This window comes from Geodermatophilus siccatus (assembly GCF_900103785.1).
GTDB lineage: Bacteria > Actinomycetota > Actinomycetes > Mycobacteriales > Geodermatophilaceae > Geodermatophilus > Geodermatophilus siccatus.
On the sequence record NZ_FNHE01000009.1, the window covers coordinates 54156 to 73758 of the forward strand.

18 protein-coding genes are annotated in these 19603 nt (G+C 74.0%); 10 read left to right on the top strand and 8 right to left on the bottom strand.

The genetic code is table 11. From position 1 onward, the window contains the following. The first annotated feature begins 26 nt into the window (after positions 1-26). The 6 genes from BLS21_RS26240 (at position 27) to BLS21_RS16690 (ending at position 7104) form a co-directional block, all read left to right on the top strand. Entirely contained in the window at positions 27-1649 is a 1623-nt protein-coding gene (locus BLS21_RS26240; protein ID WP_091220959.1) for a hypothetical protein, read from the top strand. Between the two features lie 73 nt (positions 1650-1722). Beyond that, positions 1723-2733: a thioredoxin-disulfide reductase gene (gene trxB / locus BLS21_RS16670; protein WP_245700488.1), complete on the top strand. Its 1011-nt coding sequence runs from the start codon at positions 1723-1725 to the stop codon at positions 2731-2733. A gap of 147 nt (positions 2734-2880) precedes the next feature. After that, complete coding sequence (trxA, locus tag BLS21_RS16675) at positions 2881-3207, top strand: thioredoxin (RefSeq protein WP_091220964.1); 327 nt, start codon at positions 2881-2883, stop codon at positions 3205-3207. Positions 3208-3336: 129 nt separating this feature from the next. Further along, on the top strand, positions 3337-4488 hold the full coding sequence (locus BLS21_RS16680) for an N-acetylmuramoyl-L-alanine amidase (protein WP_245700489.1): 1152 nt from the start codon (positions 3337-3339) through the stop codon (positions 4486-4488). 220 nt (positions 4489-4708) lie between these two features. Then, a complete protein-coding gene (locus BLS21_RS16685) occupies positions 4709-6112 on the top strand; it encodes an aminotransferase-like domain-containing protein (RefSeq protein ID WP_245700490.1) in 1404 nt (467 codons plus the stop codon). Further along, a complete protein-coding gene (locus BLS21_RS16690) occupies positions 6109-7104 on the top strand; it encodes a D-alanine--D-alanine ligase family protein (RefSeq protein ID WP_091220972.1) in 996 nt (331 codons plus the stop codon). Before BLS21_RS16685 ends, BLS21_RS16690 begins: the two co-directional genes overlap by 4 nt. Positions 7105-7262: 158 nt before the next feature. Here BLS21_RS16690 and BLS21_RS16695 read toward each other — a convergent pair whose 3' ends face one another. From BLS21_RS16695 to rpmH, 8 genes are all read right to left on the bottom strand, one after another. Then, positions 7263-8303, bottom strand: a complete 1041-nt coding sequence (locus tag BLS21_RS16695) for a ParB/RepB/Spo0J family partition protein (protein ID WP_091220975.1) — start codon at positions 8301-8303, stop codon at positions 7263-7265. Then, entirely contained in the window at positions 8300-9358 is a 1059-nt protein-coding gene (locus tag BLS21_RS16700) for a ParA family protein (protein WP_091220978.1), read from the bottom strand. The genes BLS21_RS16695 and BLS21_RS16700 overlap by 4 nt, the downstream gene beginning before the upstream one ends. A gap of 76 nt (positions 9359-9434) precedes the next feature. Further along, the gene (gene rsmG, locus BLS21_RS16705) at positions 9435-10106 is read right to left on the bottom strand and encodes a 16S rRNA (guanine(527)-N(7))-methyltransferase RsmG (RefSeq protein WP_091220980.1); all 672 of its coding nucleotides are present in this window, start codon (positions 10104-10106) and stop codon (positions 9435-9437) included. Then, positions 10103-10747, bottom strand: a complete 645-nt coding sequence (locus BLS21_RS16710; protein WP_091220983.1) for a Jag family protein — start codon at positions 10745-10747, stop codon at positions 10103-10105. Before BLS21_RS16710 ends, rsmG begins: the two co-directional genes overlap by 4 nt. A 90-nt stretch (positions 10748-10837) precedes the next feature. Beyond that, a complete protein-coding gene (gene yidC / locus BLS21_RS16715) occupies positions 10838-11992 on the bottom strand; it encodes a membrane protein insertase YidC (RefSeq protein WP_091220986.1) in 1155 nt (384 codons plus the stop codon). Further along, a complete protein-coding gene (gene yidD / locus BLS21_RS16720; protein ID WP_091220989.1) occupies positions 11985-12320 on the bottom strand; it encodes a membrane protein insertion efficiency factor YidD in 336 nt (111 codons plus the stop codon). Before yidD ends, yidC begins: the two co-directional genes overlap by 8 nt. Next, positions 12317-12694: a ribonuclease P protein component gene (gene rnpA, locus BLS21_RS16725; RefSeq protein WP_091220992.1), complete on the bottom strand. Its 378-nt coding sequence runs from the start codon at positions 12692-12694 to the stop codon at positions 12317-12319. The genes yidD and rnpA overlap by 4 nt, the downstream gene beginning before the upstream one ends. A 1-nt stretch (position 12695) precedes the next feature. After that, positions 12696-12833: a 50S ribosomal protein L34 gene (gene rpmH, locus BLS21_RS16730; protein ID WP_089305879.1), complete on the bottom strand. Its 138-nt coding sequence runs from the start codon at positions 12831-12833 to the stop codon at positions 12696-12698. 590 nt (positions 12834-13423) lie between these two features. Here rpmH and dnaA point away from each other — a divergent pair. The 4 genes from dnaA (at position 13424) to recF (ending at position 19562) form a co-directional block, all read left to right on the top strand. Further along, positions 13424-15193 (top strand): chromosomal replication initiator protein DnaA, encoded by a 1770-nt coding sequence (gene dnaA / locus BLS21_RS16735; protein WP_091220994.1) that lies wholly within the window; start codon positions 13424-13426, stop codon positions 15191-15193. Between the two features lie 874 nt (positions 15194-16067). Beyond that, positions 16068-17231, top strand: a complete 1164-nt coding sequence (dnaN, locus tag BLS21_RS16740) for a DNA polymerase III subunit beta (RefSeq protein ID WP_091220997.1) — start codon at positions 16068-16070, stop codon at positions 17229-17231. 186 nt (positions 17232-17417) lie between these two features. Next, complete coding sequence (gene gnd / locus BLS21_RS16745) at positions 17418-18350, top strand: phosphogluconate dehydrogenase (NAD(+)-dependent, decarboxylating) (RefSeq protein ID WP_091221000.1); 933 nt, start codon at positions 17418-17420, stop codon at positions 18348-18350. Between the two features lie 24 nt (positions 18351-18374). Beyond that, positions 18375-19562 carry a DNA replication/repair protein RecF gene (gene recF / locus BLS21_RS16750; RefSeq protein WP_091221003.1) on the top strand — a complete coding sequence of 396 codons (1188 nt, stop codon included), beginning with the start codon at positions 18375-18377 and terminating at the stop codon, positions 19560-19562. Positions 19563-19603 lie beyond the last annotated feature (41 nt).

Genomic DNA, 19603 nt, shown 5'->3' on the forward strand with positions numbered 1-19603 from the left:
GAGGGGACAGGGGGCCGGGCGCACCGATGACGTCCACGATCACCGGCCTCCCCGACCGCTACCGGCCGCTCGACGAGGTCGGCCCCACCGAGACCACCGCCACCGGCGTCATCCACTGCTGGCGGGCCAAGGACCGGATCCTCAACCGCGACGTCGCCATCCGGGTGCACACCCCCGGCGGGCCGGCCGCCCGCGAGTGGATCACCCGCGCGCTCACCGCCGGCGGGCTGGCCACGCCCGCGCTGGCCATGGTCTACGACGCCGCCGAGGGCAGCGGGGACGGCGCGGCGTCCGGGGGCGCGGCCTACGTCGTCAACGAGTGGATCGAGGGTCGCACCCTCGCCGAGCGCCTGGCCGAGGGCCCGATGCCCGAGCGGGAGGCCCGGACCGTGCTGCGCCGGCTCGCCGAGGGCGTCGCCGCGGCGCACCGGGTGGGGCTGGCCGTCGGCGGGCTCAGCCCGGAGACCGTCGTCCTGCGGCCCAACGGCCTGGTCGGGCTGCGCTCGGTGCCGGCCGCCAGCGGCACCGTCCAGGGGGACGTCGCCGCCCTCGGGGAGCTGCTCGAGTACTGCCTCACCGGTCGACGGCCGGGCACCGCAGCGGCCGGGCGGACGGCGGGGATGCCCCCGGACCTCGCCGCCCTGGTGCGCCGCGCCCGCTCCACCGAGCCCGGCGCGGGGCTGTCCAGCGTCGCGGCCATGGCCGCCCTGCTGGCCGAGCGCCCCCGCACCGGGCACACCGCCGAGCCGCAGCGCGCCCCCGACGAGTCCGACAGCGGGTGGCTGCGCCGGCTGCGCGAGCGCCGCGACGAGGAACGCGCGGCCGGGGCGGCCGAGGACGTCGCCGTCGACCCCGCGCCGACCCGTGACGCCTCCGGCGGCGCGTACCCGCCGCTGGACGCCCGGAGCCTGCCGCCCGTCCCCGGCCGCCGGGACGAGGACGACGAGGACGACCTGCTGCCGCTGCTGGACGACGCCGACGACGACGGAGCGCCCCCGCGGGACGACGGCGCCGGGGACGCGCGCCGGCGCCGCCTGCTCGTCGTCGGGCTGCCGGTGGCGGCGCTGGCCGTCGTCATCGCGCTGGCGGTCTGGCTCGGCAACGTGATCTCGCCCGACGACCTCACCGGCGACCAGGCGCCCGTCCCCAGCGCACCGCCGTCCAGCGCACCGCCCGCGCAGGAGACGGACGACCCCGGCGACGGCCCCGCCCTCACCATCACCGGCGCCAGGGTGTACGACCCGTTCGGCGACGGGGACCCGGACAACCCCGACGAGGTGCCGCTGTCCTTCGACGGCGACCCGTCCACCGCCTGGTCGACGGTGACCTACCGGGGGTCCGCGGCGTTCGGCAACCTCAAGGACGGCATCGGCGTCCTCTACGACCTCGGCTCCGAGCAGACCCTGACCGGCCTCGGCGTCACCGGCACCGCCGGCGCCACCGCGGAGGTCCGGGTCGGCGACCAGCGCGACGGCGACCTCGACTCCTACCGGGTGGTCGCGAGCGGCGAGCTCGGCGACCCGGCCGACCTGGCCTTCGACGAGCCGGCGACCACCCGCTACGTGCTGCTGTGGCTGACCGGCCTGGCGCCGTCGGACGGCGGTTTCTCGGCCGAGGTCGCCGAGGTCACCCTCACGCCGGCCGGGTGAACCGCCCGGTCGACACCCCTCCGAGGGGGCCCTGACCGGGAATGCCGCACCTACGATCCTCGTTGTGCCGCCCGTGACGACAGACCACCCGACCCCCGGCCCCGCGGTGACCGCAGAGCACGTGGACCCCGCGATCCCGCCCGCCGAGCACGACGGCGTCCGCGACCTGATCATCATCGGGTCGGGCCCGGCCGGGTACACCGCCGCCATCTACGCCGCCCGCGCGAACCTGCACCCGCTGGTGTTCGAGGGCTCGCAGTTCGGCGGCGCGCTGATGACCACCACCGAGGTGGAGAACTTCCCCGGCTTCGCCGAGGGCGTCCAGGGCCCGCAGCTCATGGACGACATGCGCACCCAGGCCGAGCGGTTCGGCGCCGAGCTGGTCGCCCGCGACGTCACCGAGGTCGACCTCACCGCCGAGCCGAAGATCGTCAAGGTCGGCGACGAGGTGCACCGCGCGCACGCGGTCATCATCGCCACCGGCTCGAAGTACCGGTACCTCGGCCTGGACAACGAGCAGCGGCTGCTCGGCCGCGGCGTCTCGGCCTGTGCCACCTGCGACGGCTTCTTCTTCCGCGACCAGGACATCGTCGTGGTCGGCGGCGGCGACTCGGCGATGGAGGAGGCCACCTTCCTCACCCGCTTCGCCAAGACGGTGACCGTCGTCCACCGGCGGGAGGAGCTGCGCGCCTCGAAGATCATGCAGCAGCGCGCGCAGGACAACGAGAAGATCCGCTGGGCGTTGAACAAGCAGGTCGTCGACGTGCTCGGCGACCAGACCGTCTCCGGCGTCAAGCTGACCGACGTCAGCACCGGCGCCACCGAGGAGCTGCCGGTCTCGGGCGTCTTCGTGGCGATCGGGCACGATCCGCGCAGCGAGCTCTTCGTCGGGCAGCTCAAGCTCGACGACGAGGGCTACGTGCAGGTCGAGCACCCGACCACGCGGACCAACATCGAGGGCGTCTTCGCCTGCGGCGACGTGGTCGACCACATCTACCGCCAGGCCATCACCTCGGCCGGCACCGGCGCCGCCGCGGCGATCGACGCCGAGCGCTGGTTGGCCGTCGCCTTCGGCGAGCGCTGAAGGAGGACCCCGTCCCCCCCACCCCTCGCGAGCTGAGGGCGGGGCCCGGGACGGGGCCGAGGTGGGAGTCCTCCTGCCGGGCATACATCCATCCGCCCGCCGGTTGACACCGGCGGCACTCGAGCCAGTCGAACCAAGGGAGAGACCATGGCAGGCAACACCGTGACGGTCACCGACGCGACCTTCGCCGACGACGTGCTGGGCAGCGACAAGCCCGTCCTCGTCGACTTCTGGGCCGAGTGGTGCGGGCCGTGCAAGATGGTCGCCCCCGTCCTCGAGGAGATCGCCGCCGAGCACGGCGACAAGCTGACGATCGCCAAGCTGAACATCGACGAGAACCCGCAGATCGCCCGCGACTACCAGGTCATGTCGATCCCGACCATGACGGTGTTCCAGGGCGGCAAGCCGGTGAAGAGCATCATCGGCGCCAAGCCGAAGGGCGCGATCCTCTCGGACCTCGCCGACTACATCTGAGCAAGGGCCCGTCCTCTCGAGGACGTGAGCATCTCGAGGGCCTCCTCCGCCGGCCGGCGGAGGAGGCCCTCGCGCGTGCGGGGGCCCCACCGGGCCGCTCGGGCGCCCGGGGACCACAATCGACCCACGATGGCATCCGACAGCAGCATGCAACCCCTGGGGCCGGGGGACCGTGGCCCCGCCGTGGCCGACGTGCACGCCGCCCTGCGTGCCCTCACCCTGCTGCCGGCGGGGGGTGCCGCGGAAGAGGCGTCGCTGGACCAGGCGGTCTACGACGCGGCCACCGAGCTCGCCGTCCGCCACTTCCAGCAGGTGCGCGGGCTCTCCGTCGACGGCCGCGTCGGCGAGGAGACCTACCGTGCCCTGTCCGAGGCGCGCTGGTCCCTCGGCGACCGGCTGCTTCACCACGACCCGGTCCGCCCCATGCGCGGGGACGACGTCACGAACCTGCAGGACCGGCTGCACGAGCTCGGCTACGACGCCGGCCCGGTGGACGGCGTCTTCGGCCCGGAGACCGAGAGGGGGCTGCGGGCCTTCCAGCGCGACTACGGCCTGACCTCCGACGGCACCTGCGGGCCGGCCACCCTGCGAGCACTGCGCCAGCTCGGCCGCAAGGTCACCGGCGGGCGCCCCCAGCTGCTGCGGCAGAGCGCCAGCTTCGTGGAGAGCGGCCCGCACCTCATCGGACGGCGGATCGTCGTCGACCCCGGCCACGGCGGCACCGACACCGGCTTCACCGCCGGCGAGACCACCGAGGCCGACCTCGTGCTCGACCTGGCCTCGCGCATCGAGGGCCGGCTCGCCGCCGCCGGCGCCACCGTCTACCTGACCCGCGGCCGCGACCAGGACCCGTCCCCGGCCGAGCGGACGGCGTTCGCCAACGACGCCCACGCCGACCTGTTCCTCTCCCTGCACACCGACGCGCACAGCTCCGAGCACGCCCGCGGGGTGTCCAGCTACTACTACGGCACCGGCTCGGGAGCCTCCTCGACCGTGGGCGAGCAGTTCGCCAACCTCGTGCGCCGCGAGGTCGTCGTCCGCACCGGCCTGCTCGACCTCGGCTCGCACCCCAAGACCTGGGACCTGCTGCGGATGAGCCGCATGCCCGCCGTCCGACTCGACGTCGGCTACCTCTCCCACCCGGTCGACCGGCTGCTGCTGCTCGACGCCCGGCTGCGCAGCACCGTGGCCAGCGCCGTCCTCGCCGCCGTCCAGCGGCTGTTCCTGCCCGCCGAGGCCGACCCGCCCACCGGGACGTTCATCCTGCCCGCGAAGCGCTAGCAGGGTGAGCCGCCCTGCGCGGCGGCGCGGGGAGTGGGACCGGACAAGGGCTCGACGCCACGGGGGACGGCACCTGGTCGCGGTGTGGTCCGGTCGCGGTGTCGGCCGGTAGGCCGGTAGGCCGGTAGGCCGGTAGGCCGACGATGTACCCGTGACGGTTGGGTCCGTCCCGACCCGTGTCCCCGGCAGGTCGGCCCACTCCGGTCCCTACACTCGGGATGTGGCCGATCTCCAGCCCGGGACGCCCCCGGGCCCCGGTGTGCACCACCCCGCTCCGCGCCATCCGCGGCTGGACCCGCTGGCAGACCGGTACGCAGCACGCACGCACGGGATGAAGACCTCGGAGATCCGGGCCCTCTTCTCCGTGGTGAGCCGCCCCGAGGTCGTCTCGCTGGCCGGTGGCATGCCCGCGGTCACCGCGCTGCCGCTGGACGCGGTCGGCTCGATGATCGGCGAGCTGGTGTCCGGGATGGGCGCGCAGACCCTGCAGTACGGCTCCGGTCAGGGTGACCCGCGGCTGCGCGAGCGGATCTGCGACGTCATGGCCCTCGAGGGCATCACCGATGCCTCACCCAGCGAGGTCGTCGTCACCGTCGGCTCCCAGCAGGGGCTGGACCTGGTGACCCGCGTCTTCTGCGACCCCGGTGACGTCGTCCTCGCCGAGGGCCCGTCCTACGTCGGCGCGCTGGGCGTCTTCCAGGCGGCCGAGGCGCGCGTCCGGCACGTCCCGATGGACGACGACGGGCTCATCCCCGAGGCGCTGGAACAGGCGCTGATCGAGTGCCGCGCGGCCGGCGACCGGGTGAAGTTCCTCTACACCGTGCCGAACTACCACAACCCGGCCGGCGTCACGCTGTCCGAGCCGCGGCGGCAGGCGGTCATGGAGATCGCCGAGCGCTACGACCTGCTGGTCATCGAGGACAACCCCTACGGCCTGCTCGGCTTCGACCGCGAGCCGATGCGCGCCCTGCGGGCCCGGGACGACCGCCGGGTCATCTACCTCGGCTCGTTCTCCAAGACGTTCTCCCCGGGCCTGCGGGTGGGCTGGGTGCTCGCCCCGCTCGCCGTCCGGGAGAAGCTGGTGCTGGCCACCGAGGCGCAGGTGCTCTGCCCGCCCTCGCTGACCCAGTACGCCGTCGCCCGGTACCTGGACACCCAGCCGTGGCGTGAGCAGGTCAAGCACTTCGTCGAGCTGTACCGGGAGCGGCGCGACGCCACGCTCGAGTCGCTCGAGGCGCTGATGCCGCCGGGCACCACGTGGACCCGGCCCGACGGCGGCTTCTACGTGTGGCTGAAGCTGCCGCACGGCCTGGACGCCAAGCTCATGCAGCCGCGCGCGGTGAACGCGCACGTGGCCTACGTGCCCGGCATCGGCTTCTACGCCGACGGGTCGGGCCAGGAGTACATGCGGCTGTCCTACTGCTACCCCGAGCCGGACCAGATCCGCGAGGGGGTGCGCCGGCTGGCCCGGGTCATCGAGGCCGAGCTGGACCTGCACTCCACCTTCGACAGCGTGGACACCGGCACCTTCCGGGCCGTCCCGGGACCGCACGGCGCTGAGGCGGCCGGGGCCGGCACGATCGTCGGCCCGGCCAACAGCGACCGATACGAGGACCGCGCATGAGCGAGCCGACCGCCGTCCCCGCCGCGGAGCCCGGGGCGGTCGCGCACCCGCTGCGCGCCGTCGTCCTCGCCGGCGGGCTGAACGTCGAGCGGGAGGTCAGCCTCTCCTCGGGCACCCAGGTGGCCGAGGAGCTCGCCCGGGCCGGCGTGGAGGCCGAGCTGCGCGACGCCGACGCCGAGCTGCTCCCGGGCCTGGCCGCGGCGCCCGCGGACGCCGTCTTCATCGCGCTGCACGGCGCCACGGGTGAGGACGGCGCGCTGCGGGCGGTGCTGGACCTCGCCGGCGTCCCCTATGTCGGCTCGCCCGCCGCCGCCTGCCGGCTGGCCTGGGACAAGCCGGCCGCGAAGTCCGTCGTCCGCTCCGCCGGGGTGACCACCCCGGACTGGGTGGCCCTGCCGCACAGCACCTTCCGGGAGCTGGGGGCCGGTGCGGTGCTGGACCTCATCGTCGCCCGCCTCGGCCTGCCGCTCATGGTCAAGCCGGCCTCGGGCGGCTCCGCGCTGGGTGTGCAGAAGGTCAGCCGGGTCGAGGACCTGCCCGCCGCCATGGTGAGCTGCTTCGCCTATGGCGACACCGTGATGGTGGAGCGCTACGTCGACGGCGTGGAGGTGGCGCTGTCGGTGGTCGACCTCGGCGACGGCCCGGAGGCGCTCCCGGCGGTGGAGATCGCCCCCGAGTCGGGGGTCTTCGACTACACCGCGCGCTACACGCCCGGCCTCACCGAGTACCACGCGCCGGCGCGGGTGTCGGCCGAGGTGGCGGCCCGGGCCGCGGAGCTCGCGGTCCGGGTGCACGAGGTGCTCGGCCTGGCCGATCTCTCCCGCACCGACGCGATCGTCACGCCGGACGGCGCGGTGCACTTCCTCGAGGTGAACGTCTCGCCGGGGCTGACCGAGACCTCGATGTTCCCGATGGCGGTCGAGGCGGCCGGCTCCTCGCTCGGCGACGTCCTCGCCCGGCTGCTGACCCGGCGGGCCGCCACCACCCGCTGAAGGAGGACGCCGTCCTCCCCACCCTCGCAGGCCGGTCTCGACCCGAGCCGGCGGGGGTTGAGGCGGCGAGGTCCTCCTCCCTGCAGGAGGGCCGCACCGGTCGCTCAGGGACAGAGGCCCGGTTCCGTCCGTGACGGAACCGGGCCTCTGTCGTCCGATCACTCCTCCGGGCGGTGTCCGGCGACGTCCGGGGCCATCTGGCCGATGATGCGCTGCAGGTCGTCGACCGAACCGAACTCGACGACGATGCGGCCCTTGGCCCGGCCGATCTGGATCTTCACCTTGGTCTCGAAGGCGTCCGAGAGCCGGCCGGCGAGGTCCTCCACGCCCGGCGCGCTGAACTTCCGCGGCCGGCGCTTCGCCGTGGGCTCCTCGGCGACGGCCAGCGCGACCGCCTCCTCCGTGGCCCGCACCGACATGCCCTCGGCGACGATGCGTGCGGCCAGCGCCTCCTGCTTCGCAGCGTCGGGCAGGCCGAGCAGCGCCCGGGCGTGGCCGGCGGAGATGACCCCGGCGGCGACGCGGGTCTGCACCTTCACCGGCAGCTTCAGCAGCCGGATGGTGTTGGTGACCTGCGAGCGGCTGCGACCGATCCGGCTGGCCAGCTCCTCGTGGGTGGCGCCGAACTCCTCCAGCAGCTGCTGGTAGGCCGCGGCCTCCTCCAGGGGGTTGAGCTGGACCCGGTGGATGTTCTCCAGCAGGGCGTCGCGCAGCAGCGCGTCGTCCGTGGTGTCCCGGATGATCGCCGGCACGAACTTCAGGTCGGCGGCGCGGGCGGCACGCAGCCGGCGCTCGCCCATGATGAGCTCGTAGCCGCCCTCGGGGCGCTCGCGCACGACGATCGGCTGCAGCAGGCCGAACTCGCGGACGGAGTACGTGAGCTCCTCCAGCGCCTCGTCGTCGAAGACCTGACGAGGCTGCTTGGGGTTGGGGACGACGTCGACCACCGCGACCTCGCGCAGCTGCGCGCCGGGGACGCCGACCGCGGCCTCGGCCTGCGCGGCGACCGTGGCCGCGGCCTGGGCCGCCGGGGGGAGCAGGTGGACCGGGGGAGCGGGCGGCGCGGTCGGTGCGGCCTCGGGGTCAGCGGCCGGACCGGCACCGTCGTCCGCCAGGGGCAGCGGGCTCTGCTCGTCCTCCGGGGCACTGGTGGGGATCAGCGCCGCCAGCCCGCGGCCCAGACCGCCACGCTTGCTCATGCTCGCTCCTCAGGAGACGGGGGGACGGGCACGGTTGCCGCGTCGGTGTCGGGGAACGCCGTGCCCACGGGGGCGGCGACGGGTGTGCCGGGGGTCGGGCGCGAGGGCAGCGGCGGCAGGGCGACGCCGCGGTGGGCCAGCTCGCGCGCGGCCTCCACGTAGCTGGTCGAGCCACGGGACCCGGGGTCGTAGGTGACCACCGACTGGCCGTAACCCGGAGCTTCCGAGACTCGCACGTTCCGTGGGATGACGGTGTCCAGCACCAGGCTGCCGAAGTGGTTGCGCACCTCCTCGGCGACCTGGTCGGCGAGCTTCGTCCGCCCGTCGTACATCGTGAGCAGGATCGTCCGGACGGCGATCCCCGGGTTGAGGTGCCGGCGGACCAGGTCGATGTTGTTGAGCAGCTGCCCCAGGCCCTCGAGCGCGTAGTACTCGCACTGGATGGGGATCAGCACCTCGTCGCCGGCCACCAGCGCGTTGAGCGTGAGCAGCCCCAGGGACGGCGGGCAGTCGATGAGCACGTAGTGCGGGCGCTGCTCCGGCGCGAGCTCCTGCAGGTAGGTCTCGATCGCCCGGCGCAGCCGGTACTCGCGGGCGACGACGGAGACCAGCTCGATCTCGGCACCGGCCAGGTCGATGGTCGCCGGCACGCAGGAGAGCAGCGGCGTGGCCGTCGTCGGGTGCACCACCTCGGCGAGCGAGCTGTCGCCGACCAGGGCGTCGTAGACCGACGGCGTCCCCACGCTGTGGTCGACGCCGAGGGCCGTGCTGGTGTTGCCCTGCGGGTCGAGGTCGATGACCAGCGTCCGCAGCCCGTACAGGGCCAGGGCGACCCCGAGGTTGACCGACGAGGTGGTCTTGCCGACGCCGCCCTTCTGGTTGGCGATGGTGATGACCCGGATGCGGCCCGGGGCGGGGAACGGCTCCTGGTCGGCCGCGTGCAGGACCTGGGTGGCCCGCAGCGCCTCCATCGCGATGGGGCTGTCGAACTCGACGGCGGGAGCCGACTGCTCGGCCGTGAGACTGCTCCGCAGCCGCTGGCCCGGGTCGGTCATCTGAGGTCCTTCCTGCCGGTCCGTTTCACGTGGAACGGACGCGGGAAGCCGTACGGGGTTCCACGTGGAACGCGCGTCACCGCGTCCCTCGCGTCATCACCACCACGGTAGTGGCAGCCTCCCCCAGCCCCGCACCGACAGCCCGTGCGTGGATCTCCCGCATCCCGGCCGCCTCCAGCTCGGGAAGCAGGGACGGCAACTCCTCCAGCGCGCGGGACCCGACGAGGGCGACCAGCTGGGCGCCCGGGCGCAGCAGCCCGCGGCACCACGCCACGAGCCGGGGGAGGGCCGCCACCGCCCGCGCCGTGACGACGTCCACCGGCCCGACCGCGGCGCGCACCGAGCGCTCCTCGGCCCGGCCGCGCACGACGCGCCACGGGGCGCCCAGGTCGGCGACGACCTCCTCGAGGAACTCCACCCGGCGGGCCATCGGCTCGAGGAGGGTGAGCCGCAGGTCCGGCCGGGCCAGCGCCAGGGGGATCCCGGGCAGGCCGGCACCGCTGCCGACGTCGACCACCCGGGCGTCGGCCGGGACGGCGTCGGCGACCGCGGCGCTGTTGAGGACGTGCCGCTCCCACAGCCGGGGCACCTCCCGCGGGCCGATCAGCCCGCGGGTGACACCGTCGGTGGCCAGCCGGACGACGTAGCGCTCGGCGTCGGCCAGCGCCGGGCCGAACACCGAGCGGGCGACCTCCGGGGCCGGTGGGACGACTGGGGCACCGGTGCCGGACGAGGCGGGCTCGGTCACCGATCCGGCAGCACCACGACGCGACGGTTGGGCTCCTCGCCCTCCGACTCGCTGTGCACGCCGGCAACGCCGGCGATGACGTCGTGCACGACCTTGCGCTCGAACGGGTTCATCGCCGACAGCCGCTCCGGTTGCCCGCTGCTCGCGACGCGGCGCGCGGTCTCGGCCGCCAGCGAGGTGAGGTCGGCCCGGCGCCGGGCGCGGAACCCGCTGATGTCGAGCATGAGGCGGCTGCGGACGCCGGTGGACTGGGCCACGGCGAGGCGGGTGAGCTCCTGCAGCGCCTCCAGGACGGCGCCGTCGGGACCGACGAGGTCCTTGAGGTCGCCGCCGACGATCGCCACCGAGGCCCGGTCACCCTCGACGTCGAGGTCGATGTCGCCGTCCACGTCGAGGATGTCGAGCAGCCGCTCGAGGTAGTCGCCGGCGACGTCACCCTCGCGGACCAGCAGGTCGTCGGTGCCCTCGTCGTCCCCGACCGGGTCCGCCGGCTCGACGACGGCGTCGGCGCCGTCCTCGTCCGGGTCGGGCAGGTCAGGCTGCGCCGGGACGGCGGCGTCGGCGGGTGGGCTCAGGACCGCGCCGGAGGTGGCCTCGCTGGTGGGGGCGGCCGGCTCGGTGGGGTGCTGTGGGGCGCTCATGGCGTGTCCTCCAGTCGTGCGGGCGTCCGGGGTCGGCCCCGGTGGTCGATCACCGGCGCGGGCGCCCGCAGGGGCGCCGCACGCGCCGGCTCAGCGGCGCTTGCGCTTGCCGCGGTTGGCCGGTCCCTGGCTGCCGCGCGCACCGCCGGTGCGTGGGCGGCCCCCCGAGGAGCGGGCGGCGGCCGACGCGCCGCCGGAGCTCGCGGCGGTGGCGCCCGTCGCGGTGGGGGCGTCGTCGGCCGTGGTGTCGTGCGTCGTGGGCTCGCCGGCCGCGGTGTCGCCGGCCGTGTCGCCGGCCGTGGTGTCGCCGGTCGGGTTGGCCGTGTCGACCGTCGAGGCCGGGGCGGCGGTGCGGCCGTTCTTGGGGCGGACCGGCTTGGCGCCGGGCCGGGGGGCCAGCGCCTTGGGGTCGACGGCGGGCTTCTCCGCGGCGGCCCTGGCCTTGGCGGCGTCGGAGCCGGGCGGCGGCATCTTGCGCAGGATGAAGAACTGCTGGCCCAGCGTCCACAGGTTGTTGGTGAACCAGTAGAGGAGGACGCCGATCGGGAAGATGAAGCCGGAGACGAACAGGCCGATCGGCATCACGTAGAGCAGCATCTTCTGCACCATCGCGGCCTGGCCCTCGACCGGACCGGAGCGGCGCATGATCTGCTTCTGCGTGAAGAACGTCGTCAAGCTCATGATCAGGATGAGCACGAACGCGACGACCCGGATGTTGGCGTAGCTGGCGACCTCGAGGATCGCCTGCTCCTTGGCCCCGCTCATCGAGAACGACGACGAGATCGGCGCCCCGAAGAACGGCGCCACGGCCGCCTCGTTGGTGAGCGGCTCGTCCCAGCCGTAGAGGCCCTGGGCGTTCGGCGCCAGCCGGCGCAGCACGTGGAAGAGCGACAGGAAGATCGGGATCTGCGGCAGGATCGGCAGGCAGCCGGCCAGCGGGCTGACGTTCCGCTCCTTCTGCAGCTTCTGCATCGCCACCGCGAAGCCCTGCCGGTCGCTGCCGTACTGCTTGCGCAGCCGCGTGATCTCCGGCTGGAGCTCCTGCATCGCCCGCTGCGACTTCACCTGCTTGACGAACAGCGGGAAGAGGATCACCCGGACGGTGACGACCAGGAAGACGATCGACAGCGCCCAGGCCAGGCCCGACAGGCCCGTCCCTGCCTCGGGGTCGTCGAACACGAGGCTCCACAGCGAGTGCCACCGGGCCAGGACCCACGAGATGGCGGTGTACAGCCAGTCAAGCAAGGGGGGACTCCTCCTGCGGGGCCCGGCGGGGTGCCGACGGGACGGGTCGGTCGGGTGCGGGCGCGGTCGTGCGGGCCGGCGGCACCAGGTCGAGGCCACCAGGGTGCCAGGGGGCGCACTTGAGCAGCCGTCGCAGGGCCAGCCAGCTCCCGCGGCCGGCGCCGTGGACGGCGATCGCCTCGGCGGCGTAGGCGCTGCAGGTGGGCTGGAAGCGGCACCGCGGGGGGAACGCCGGGCTGATCGCCCGCTGGTAGAAGCCGACGACGGCCAGCAGCGCCCGGGCGACCGGGCGTCGTCCGTCGCGGGCGGCCGGCGGGTCGGCGGTCACGGGGTGCGGACCCGGAGGACGCGGTCGAGTCCGGCGGTCAGGTCGCGGCGCAGGTCCGCCGAGCTGGCGGTGGCCGCCTCCGGCCGGGCGCGGACCACCAGGTCCGCGGTGGGGGGCAGGCGGTCGAGCTGGTCGTGCACCACCGCTCGCAGCCGCCGGGTCACGCGGTGACGGACCACCGAGTTGCCCACGGCCTTGCCCACCACGAAGCCGGCCCGTGGACCACCGACCGTCCCGGCGTCACCGGGGGTCGGGGTCACGGGCCGTTCGGGGAGGTAGTGGAGCACCATGGTCGGCCGTCCGGCACGCCTGCCGGACCGGACGACCGCGGTGAACTCCGGACGCCGGCGCAGGCGTGCCTGCGCGGGCAGCACCTCAGGCGGAGAGCTTCTCGCGACCCTTGCGCCGACGGCCGGCGATGATCGCCCGGCCCGCGCGGGTGCGCATCCGCAGCCGGAAGCCGTGGGTCTTGGACCGGCGGCGGTTGTTCGGCTGGAACGTGCGCTTGCTCACGAGGTACTCCCACTACACGACATCGACGGGGCACGCCCACCGGGGGGAGGGCGCGCGACAGGGACGGGCACACGGCGGGAGCCGGTTCCCCGTCCACGGATCTCCCACCAGCATAGCCGAGGGAGCGGGGGGACCGGCGGCCCGGCCGGACACCGACTCCCCAGGGTCTCCCATCGGGAGGGACGACGCGTGGTGCCGCGCCACGGACGGTCCGCGACACGCCCCGCGGCGCGCCGAGAGCTGTCCCCGGCCTCGTTGCCGGGCTGTGGACGAGGCTGTTAGCGTCGCCGTCGCTCCACACCGGACACCGACGTCCGGCGCAGGGGCTGCCCCGCTGGTGTCGACCGACCACCACGCACTCCGGACAACCGCGACGACTCCCCTCTGACCAGCGGCGACACCCCCCAGCCCGGCGGAACGCGCGGGAGCCGGTGCGCATGTGTCGCCGATCGTGCACAGCCTGTGGACACCGGTGTGGACTCCGTGTGTCCGGATGTCCACAGTGGGGGACCGACCGGGGGACGACGGACCCGGCGACGGACGGCCGCCGCGGGGCCGACGACACACGGGAACCTGGGAGGACGAGGGCCATGGCCGATGCCACGGTGGACCTGGCGACGGTCTGGGACCAGATCCGCGAGCGGCTGGCGACGAGCCTGTCCCCGCAGCAGAACGCGATGCTGAACCTCACCCGCCCGGTGGGGGTCTTCGAGGACACCGCGGTGCTGTCGGCACCCAACGAGTTCACCCAGACCGTGCTCGAGTCCCGGATGCGCCGGGTGCTGGCCGAGGCGCTGTCGGAGCACCTCGGCCGCGACATCCGCGTCGCCGTCCAGGTGGAGGACAGCCCGGCCGAGCCACCGGCCGCACCTGCACCCGAGGTGCCGACCCGCCGTCGGTGGTCGGTGGTCGAGGCGCAGCGGGCCGAGGAGGACCGGGAGACCCGCGACCGCGCCGACGACGGGCGCAGCGCGTTCGGCGTGCGAGCCGACGTCCGGCCCGCGTGGGAGGACGACGGCAGGAGCACCTCCGACCCCCGACCGCCCGAGCGTGAGCCGGAGGAGTGGGCCCCCACCGACTGGAGCCCGCCGGCCCGGCGTCCGGCCGGCCGCGGCACCCGCGCCGCCGAGCGCGACTGGGGCGGGACCGACCTCGACGAGGACGGCGTGGCCGTGCTGCCCTTCGACCTCGACACCGGCGACGACGACGGCGGCGTCCCCGAGCCGCCCGCGCCGCCGTCCCGCGGCCGGCGCGGCGGGTCCCGAGGCGGAGGGGACGCCGTCCCGCTGTTCGGCGGTGACCGCCGGGCCCCGGCCGGCGGGCAGGACCCGGGGCTGAACCCCAAGTACGTCTTCGACAGTTTCGTCATCGGCAACAGCAACCGGTTCGCCCACGCGGCGGCCGTCGCGGTCGCCGAGGCGCCGGCCCGCGCCTACAACCCGCTGTTCATCTACGGCGACTCGGGGCTGGGCAAGACGCACCTGCTGCACGCCATCGGCCACTACGCGGCGCGGATGTTCCCCAACGTCCGGGTGCGCTACGTGAGCACCGAGGAGTTCACCAACGAGTTCATCAACCTGGTGCACTCCGGGCGGGCCGAGGACTTCCGCCGCCGCTACCGGGACATCGACTTCCTGCTCATCGACGACATCCAGTTCCTGGAGCGCGCCGAGCGGACGCAGGAGGAGTTCTTCCACACCTTCAACACGCTGCACAACGCCAGCAAGCAGATCGTCATCACCTCCGACCGGGCGCCGAAGAAGCTGACGACGCTCGAGGACCGGCTGCGCACGCGGTTCGAGTGGGGGCTGATCACCGATGTCCAGGCGCCGGACCTGGAGACCCGCATCGCGATCCTGCGCAAGAAGGCCTACGGCGAGCGGCTGCAGGTGCCCGACCCGGTGCTGGAGTTCATCGCCAGCAAGGTGCAGACCAACATCCGCGAGCTCGAGGGCGCGCTCATCCGGGTCACCGCGTTCGCGTCGCTGAACAAGCAGCAGGTCGACCTGCCGCTGGCCGAGCTGGTGCTCAAGGACCTGATCAGCGACGAGCAGGGCCCGCAGATCACCGCGGCGATCATCATGGCCGCCACCGCCGAGTACTTCTCCGTGACGATGGAGGAGCTGCAGGGCTCCAACCGCAGCCGCACGCTCGTCAACGCCCGCCAGATCGCCATGTACCTGTGCCGGGAGCTCACCGAGCTGTCCCTGCCGCGGATCGGGGCCTCCTTCGGCGGCAAGGACCACACCACGGTCATGCACGCCGTCAAGAAGATCACCAACCTGATGAGCGAGCGGCGGGCGACGTACACCCAGGTCACCGAGCTGACGGCCCGGATCAAGAGCCGCGCCCGGTCCTAGCGGACGACATCTCCGGCAGCGCGTCGCCCCGCGCTGAGGACACCGTCGTCCCCCGGACGACACCGCGGTCACGTGTCGTCCCCGGCCGACCCGCGCTGCTGCCCACTCGCACCGGGTCGGACCCTGGTCGCTCCGCGCAGGTGGCGCGGCATCACAGGCGGGCCCGGTGTGTCCGGTGGACGGCGACCTCGGTCGTCCACCTCGGTGTCCCCAGAGGGCCGCTCCGTGTCCACAGTCCTGTGGGCGGGCGGATCGTCGTCGTCCCCGCGTCAGGCGTGCTGTGCAGGTCACTCGCACCGGTGACCCGGGTCGACTCGTCGACGAGTTGTCCCCAGCGATGTGCACAGGTTGGGGAGATCTCTCCTCGCCCGCTCACCCCCGGTCACGACGTGCCAGAGCTGCCCACCGCTCCATCCACCCCTGGGGATCCCGGCCGTCGACCTCCTGACCTGCGGGTTCACTCCATCGGGGACATCGGGCACCGGTCGCCGCGGCGCCGGGCACCCGGACCTGGGTACGGACTGGGGACGGACGCTGGGGGAACCGGGGGACAGGACGTGGAGAGACGGCGGCCGGTGTGGGTGGACGTCGAGATGTCCACGTGTCGACACGGGAGTCCGCCTCACCACCCACAGTCGGCCAACATGTCGACTTGGGCGCTGACCTGCACGGACGGCCTCGATCCCCAGGATCCACACCAGTGATGACGAAGATGAGGGAGATAGATCGAGGATTTCTCGAACCACACTCTGGGTGGGGAAGCTGCGCTGCGAGTGACCTGACCGAGGACAGCGGTTACCTGCATGTCCCTCCCAGAGGGCACGATGAGCACCGCACCACGAGGACACCGACGACAGCTGGGGTGGATCAGGTCATGAAGTTCCGGGTGGCACGTGAGGTGCTCGCCGATGCCGTCGCGTGGACGGCGCGCAGCCTGCCGCCCCGGCCGTCGGTGCCGGTGCTGGCCGGGATCATGCTCGAGGTCGACGGCAGCCAGTTGTCGGTGTCCGGCTTCGACTACGAGGTCTCCGCCCGCGCCGAGGTGGACGTGCAGGCCTCCGAGAGCGGCCGGGTGCTCGTGCCCGGCCGGCTGCTCGCCGAGATCACCCGCGCACTGCCACCGCACCCGGTCGACCTCACCGCCGAGGGCCCGCGCCTGTCGATCTCCTGCGGGAACGCGCGCTTCAGCCTGCCGACGCTGCCGGTCGAGGACTACCCGTCCCTGCCGGCCATGCCGTCGTCGGCCGGCGTCGTCGACAGCGACGTCTTCGCCGAGGCCGTCGGCCAGGTCGCCGTCGCCGCCGGGCGGGACGACACCCTCCCCATGCTCACCGGCGTCCGGCTGGAGATCGAGGACGACCTGGTGACGCTGGCGGCGACCGACCGCTACCGCCTCGCCGTCCGCGAGTTCGCCTGGCGGCCGGAGACCCCGGGTCTGACCGCGGCGGTGCTGGTGCCCGCGCGCACGCTGGCCGACGCGGCGAAGACGCTGACCAGCGGGCCGGAGATCACGCTCTCGCTGTCCTCGGGCGGCTCCGGCGAGGGCATCCTGGGGCTCTCCGGCAAGGACCGGCAGACCACCACCCGGCTGCTTGACGCCGAGTTCGTCAAGTACCGGGCGATCATGCCCAACGAGTCGGCCAGCAACGCCACGCTGCCGGTCGGGCTGTTCACCGACGCCGCCAAGCGCGTCGCGCTGGTCGCCGAGCGGGGCACGCCGCTGCGCTGCGAGTTCACCCCCGGCCAGGTCACCCTGCGCGCCGGCGGCACCGACGACGAGGGCCAGGCGGAGGAGCGCTGCGACGTCGAGTTCGAGGGGGAGCCGCTGACCATCGGCTTCAACCCGACGTTCCTGCTCGACGGGCTGGCCGCGGTGCACACGCCGCGCGCGCGGATGGACTTCACCAGCCCGCTCAAGCCCGCCGTCCTCTCCGGGGTGCCCGAGCCGGCGACCGACGACGACGAGGCGGCCTCCCGGCCGGCCGAGCGGCCGGGCAGCTACCGGTACCTGATCATGCCGGTGCGGCTGCCGGGATAAGGACCTCGTCCTCCCCACCCTTGGCAGGCTCAGGGTGGGACCCGGGACGAGGCCGTTCCAGGACGTCGCCTCGGCTGCCGGCGGGGCCCGGGCGGCAGCGTCCGGCCGGACCGAGCACGATGGACTGCGGAGACGAGCCGGCCCGCCGACGGGCCGGCCGGACCACTGCGAGGAGAGGACTGCGTCGTGCAGCTGGGGCTGATCGGGCTGGGCAAGATGGGCGGCAACATGGCCGAGCGGCTGCGCCGCGCCGGTCACGAGGTCGTCGGCTTCGACCACCACCCGGAGAAGCGGGACGTCGACAGCCTGCCGGCGCTGAAGGAGGCGCTGTCGGCGCCGCGGGTGGTCTGGGTGATGGTGCCGGCGGGGGAGCCGACCCGGGCGACGGTCAAGGAGCTCGCCGAGCTGCTCGAGCCCGGTGACGTGATCGTCGACGGCGGCAACTCCAAGTACACCGACGACCAGGTCCACGACGTGATGTGCCGCGAGAAGGGGATCGGCTACGTGGACGCCGGCGTCTCCGGCGGGGTGTGGGGCCTGGAGAACGGCTACGCGCTGATGGTGGGCGGCACCAAGGAGGACGTCGCCAAGGTGCAGCCGGTGTTCGACGCGCTCAAGCCGCCGGCGCCGAAGGACGAGTCCGGTCAGGAGCTGCCGGGCGCGGGCTTCGTGCACGCCGGTCCCGTCGGCGCCGGGCACTTCTCCAAGATGGTCCACAACGGCATCGAGTACGCGATGATGCAGGCCTACGGGGAGGGCTACGAGCTGCTGGCCGCCGTCGACCTGATCGAGGACGTCCCCGGCGTCGTGAAGTCCTGGACCCAGGGCACCGTCATCCGCTCCTGGCTGCTGGACCTGCTGGTGCGCGCACTCGAGGAGGACCCGGCCCTCGAGAAGATCAGCGGCTACGCCGAGGACTCCGGCGAGGGCCGGTGGACCGTCGAGCAGGCCATCGAGAACGCCGTCCCCATGCCGGCGATCGCCGCCTCGCTGTTCGCGCGCTTCTCCTCGCGGCAGGAGGACTCGCCGACCATGAAGGCCGTCGCGGCGCTGCGCCAGCAGTTCGGCGGCCACGCGGTGCACGCCGTCCGCGAGCAGGAGGTCGAACGCCCCGCATGACCGCGCTGCTGGGCCGGGCCTGAGGTGTACCTGCGCCACCTCCAGCTGGGCTCGTTCCGCAACTGGGACCGGGTGGACCTGGCCCTCCGCCCGGGGCCGACGGTCTTCGTCGGCCGCAACGGCGAGGGCAAGACCAACCTCGTCGAGGCGGTCGGCTACCTGGCCACGATGGGCAGTCACCGGGTCGCCGGTGACGCCCCGCTGGTCCGGCAGGGCGCGTCCCAGGCGGTGGTCCGCGCGGCGCTGCGCCGGGAGGACCGCGAGCTGCTGGTCGAGATCGAGATCAACCCGGGCAGGGCCAACCGGGTGCGGGTCAACCGGGCGCCCCTGGCGCGGCCCCGGGAGCTGCTCGGGCTGGTGAAGTCCGTGCTGTTCGCGCCCGAGGACCTGGTGCTCGTCCGCGGCGACCCCGCCGAGCGGCGGCGGTTCCTCGACGACCTGCTGGTCAGCCGCACCCCGCGGCTGGCCGGCGTGCGCAGCGACTACGACCGGGTGCTCAAGCAGCGCAACGCCCTGCTCAAGACCGCCCGGATGGCCCGCGGCAACGCGCTGGCCACGCTCGACGTCTGGGACGGGCACCTCGTCGACCTCGGCGGGCAGCTGCTCGCCGCGCGGCTGCGGCTGGTCGCCGACCTGGCTCCGCACGTGACCCGCGCCTACGCCGGGGTCGCGGGTGCCGACGCCGCCGTCGCCGCGCTCGGCTACGCCAGCACCGTGCCGCTGGCCGGGGACGGGACGCCGGTACCGGAGGGGACGACGCTGCCCACGGCCGGGGAGTTCTCGGCCGCGCTGCGCGAGCGGGTGGCCGAGCGCCGCAACGAGGAGGTCGACCGCGGCATGACGCTGGTCGGCCCGCACCGCGACGACCTGGTCATCTCGCTGGGGTCGATGCCGGCGAAGGGCTTCGCCAGCCACGGGGAGTCCTGGTCGCTGGCCCTGGCACTGAAGCTGGGCTGTTTCGCGCTGCTGCGGGCCGACGGCGACGAGCCGATCCTCGTGCTCGACGACGTCTTCGCCACCCTCGACGCCGACCGCCGCGCGGCGCTGGCGGCCGTGGCCCGCTCGGCGGAGCAGTCCCTGGTGACCGCGGCGGTGCTGGACGACGTCCCGCCGGAGCTGCGCAGCACGGTGGTGCAGGTCGCCGGCGGGCAGGCGGTACCGCTCGACCCGGAGGCCGCCGAGGATGGGGCCGTGCGGGAGGAGGTCACGTGACCGAGCTGGCGAGGTCACGCGGGGGTGCGGCACGGCCGGGC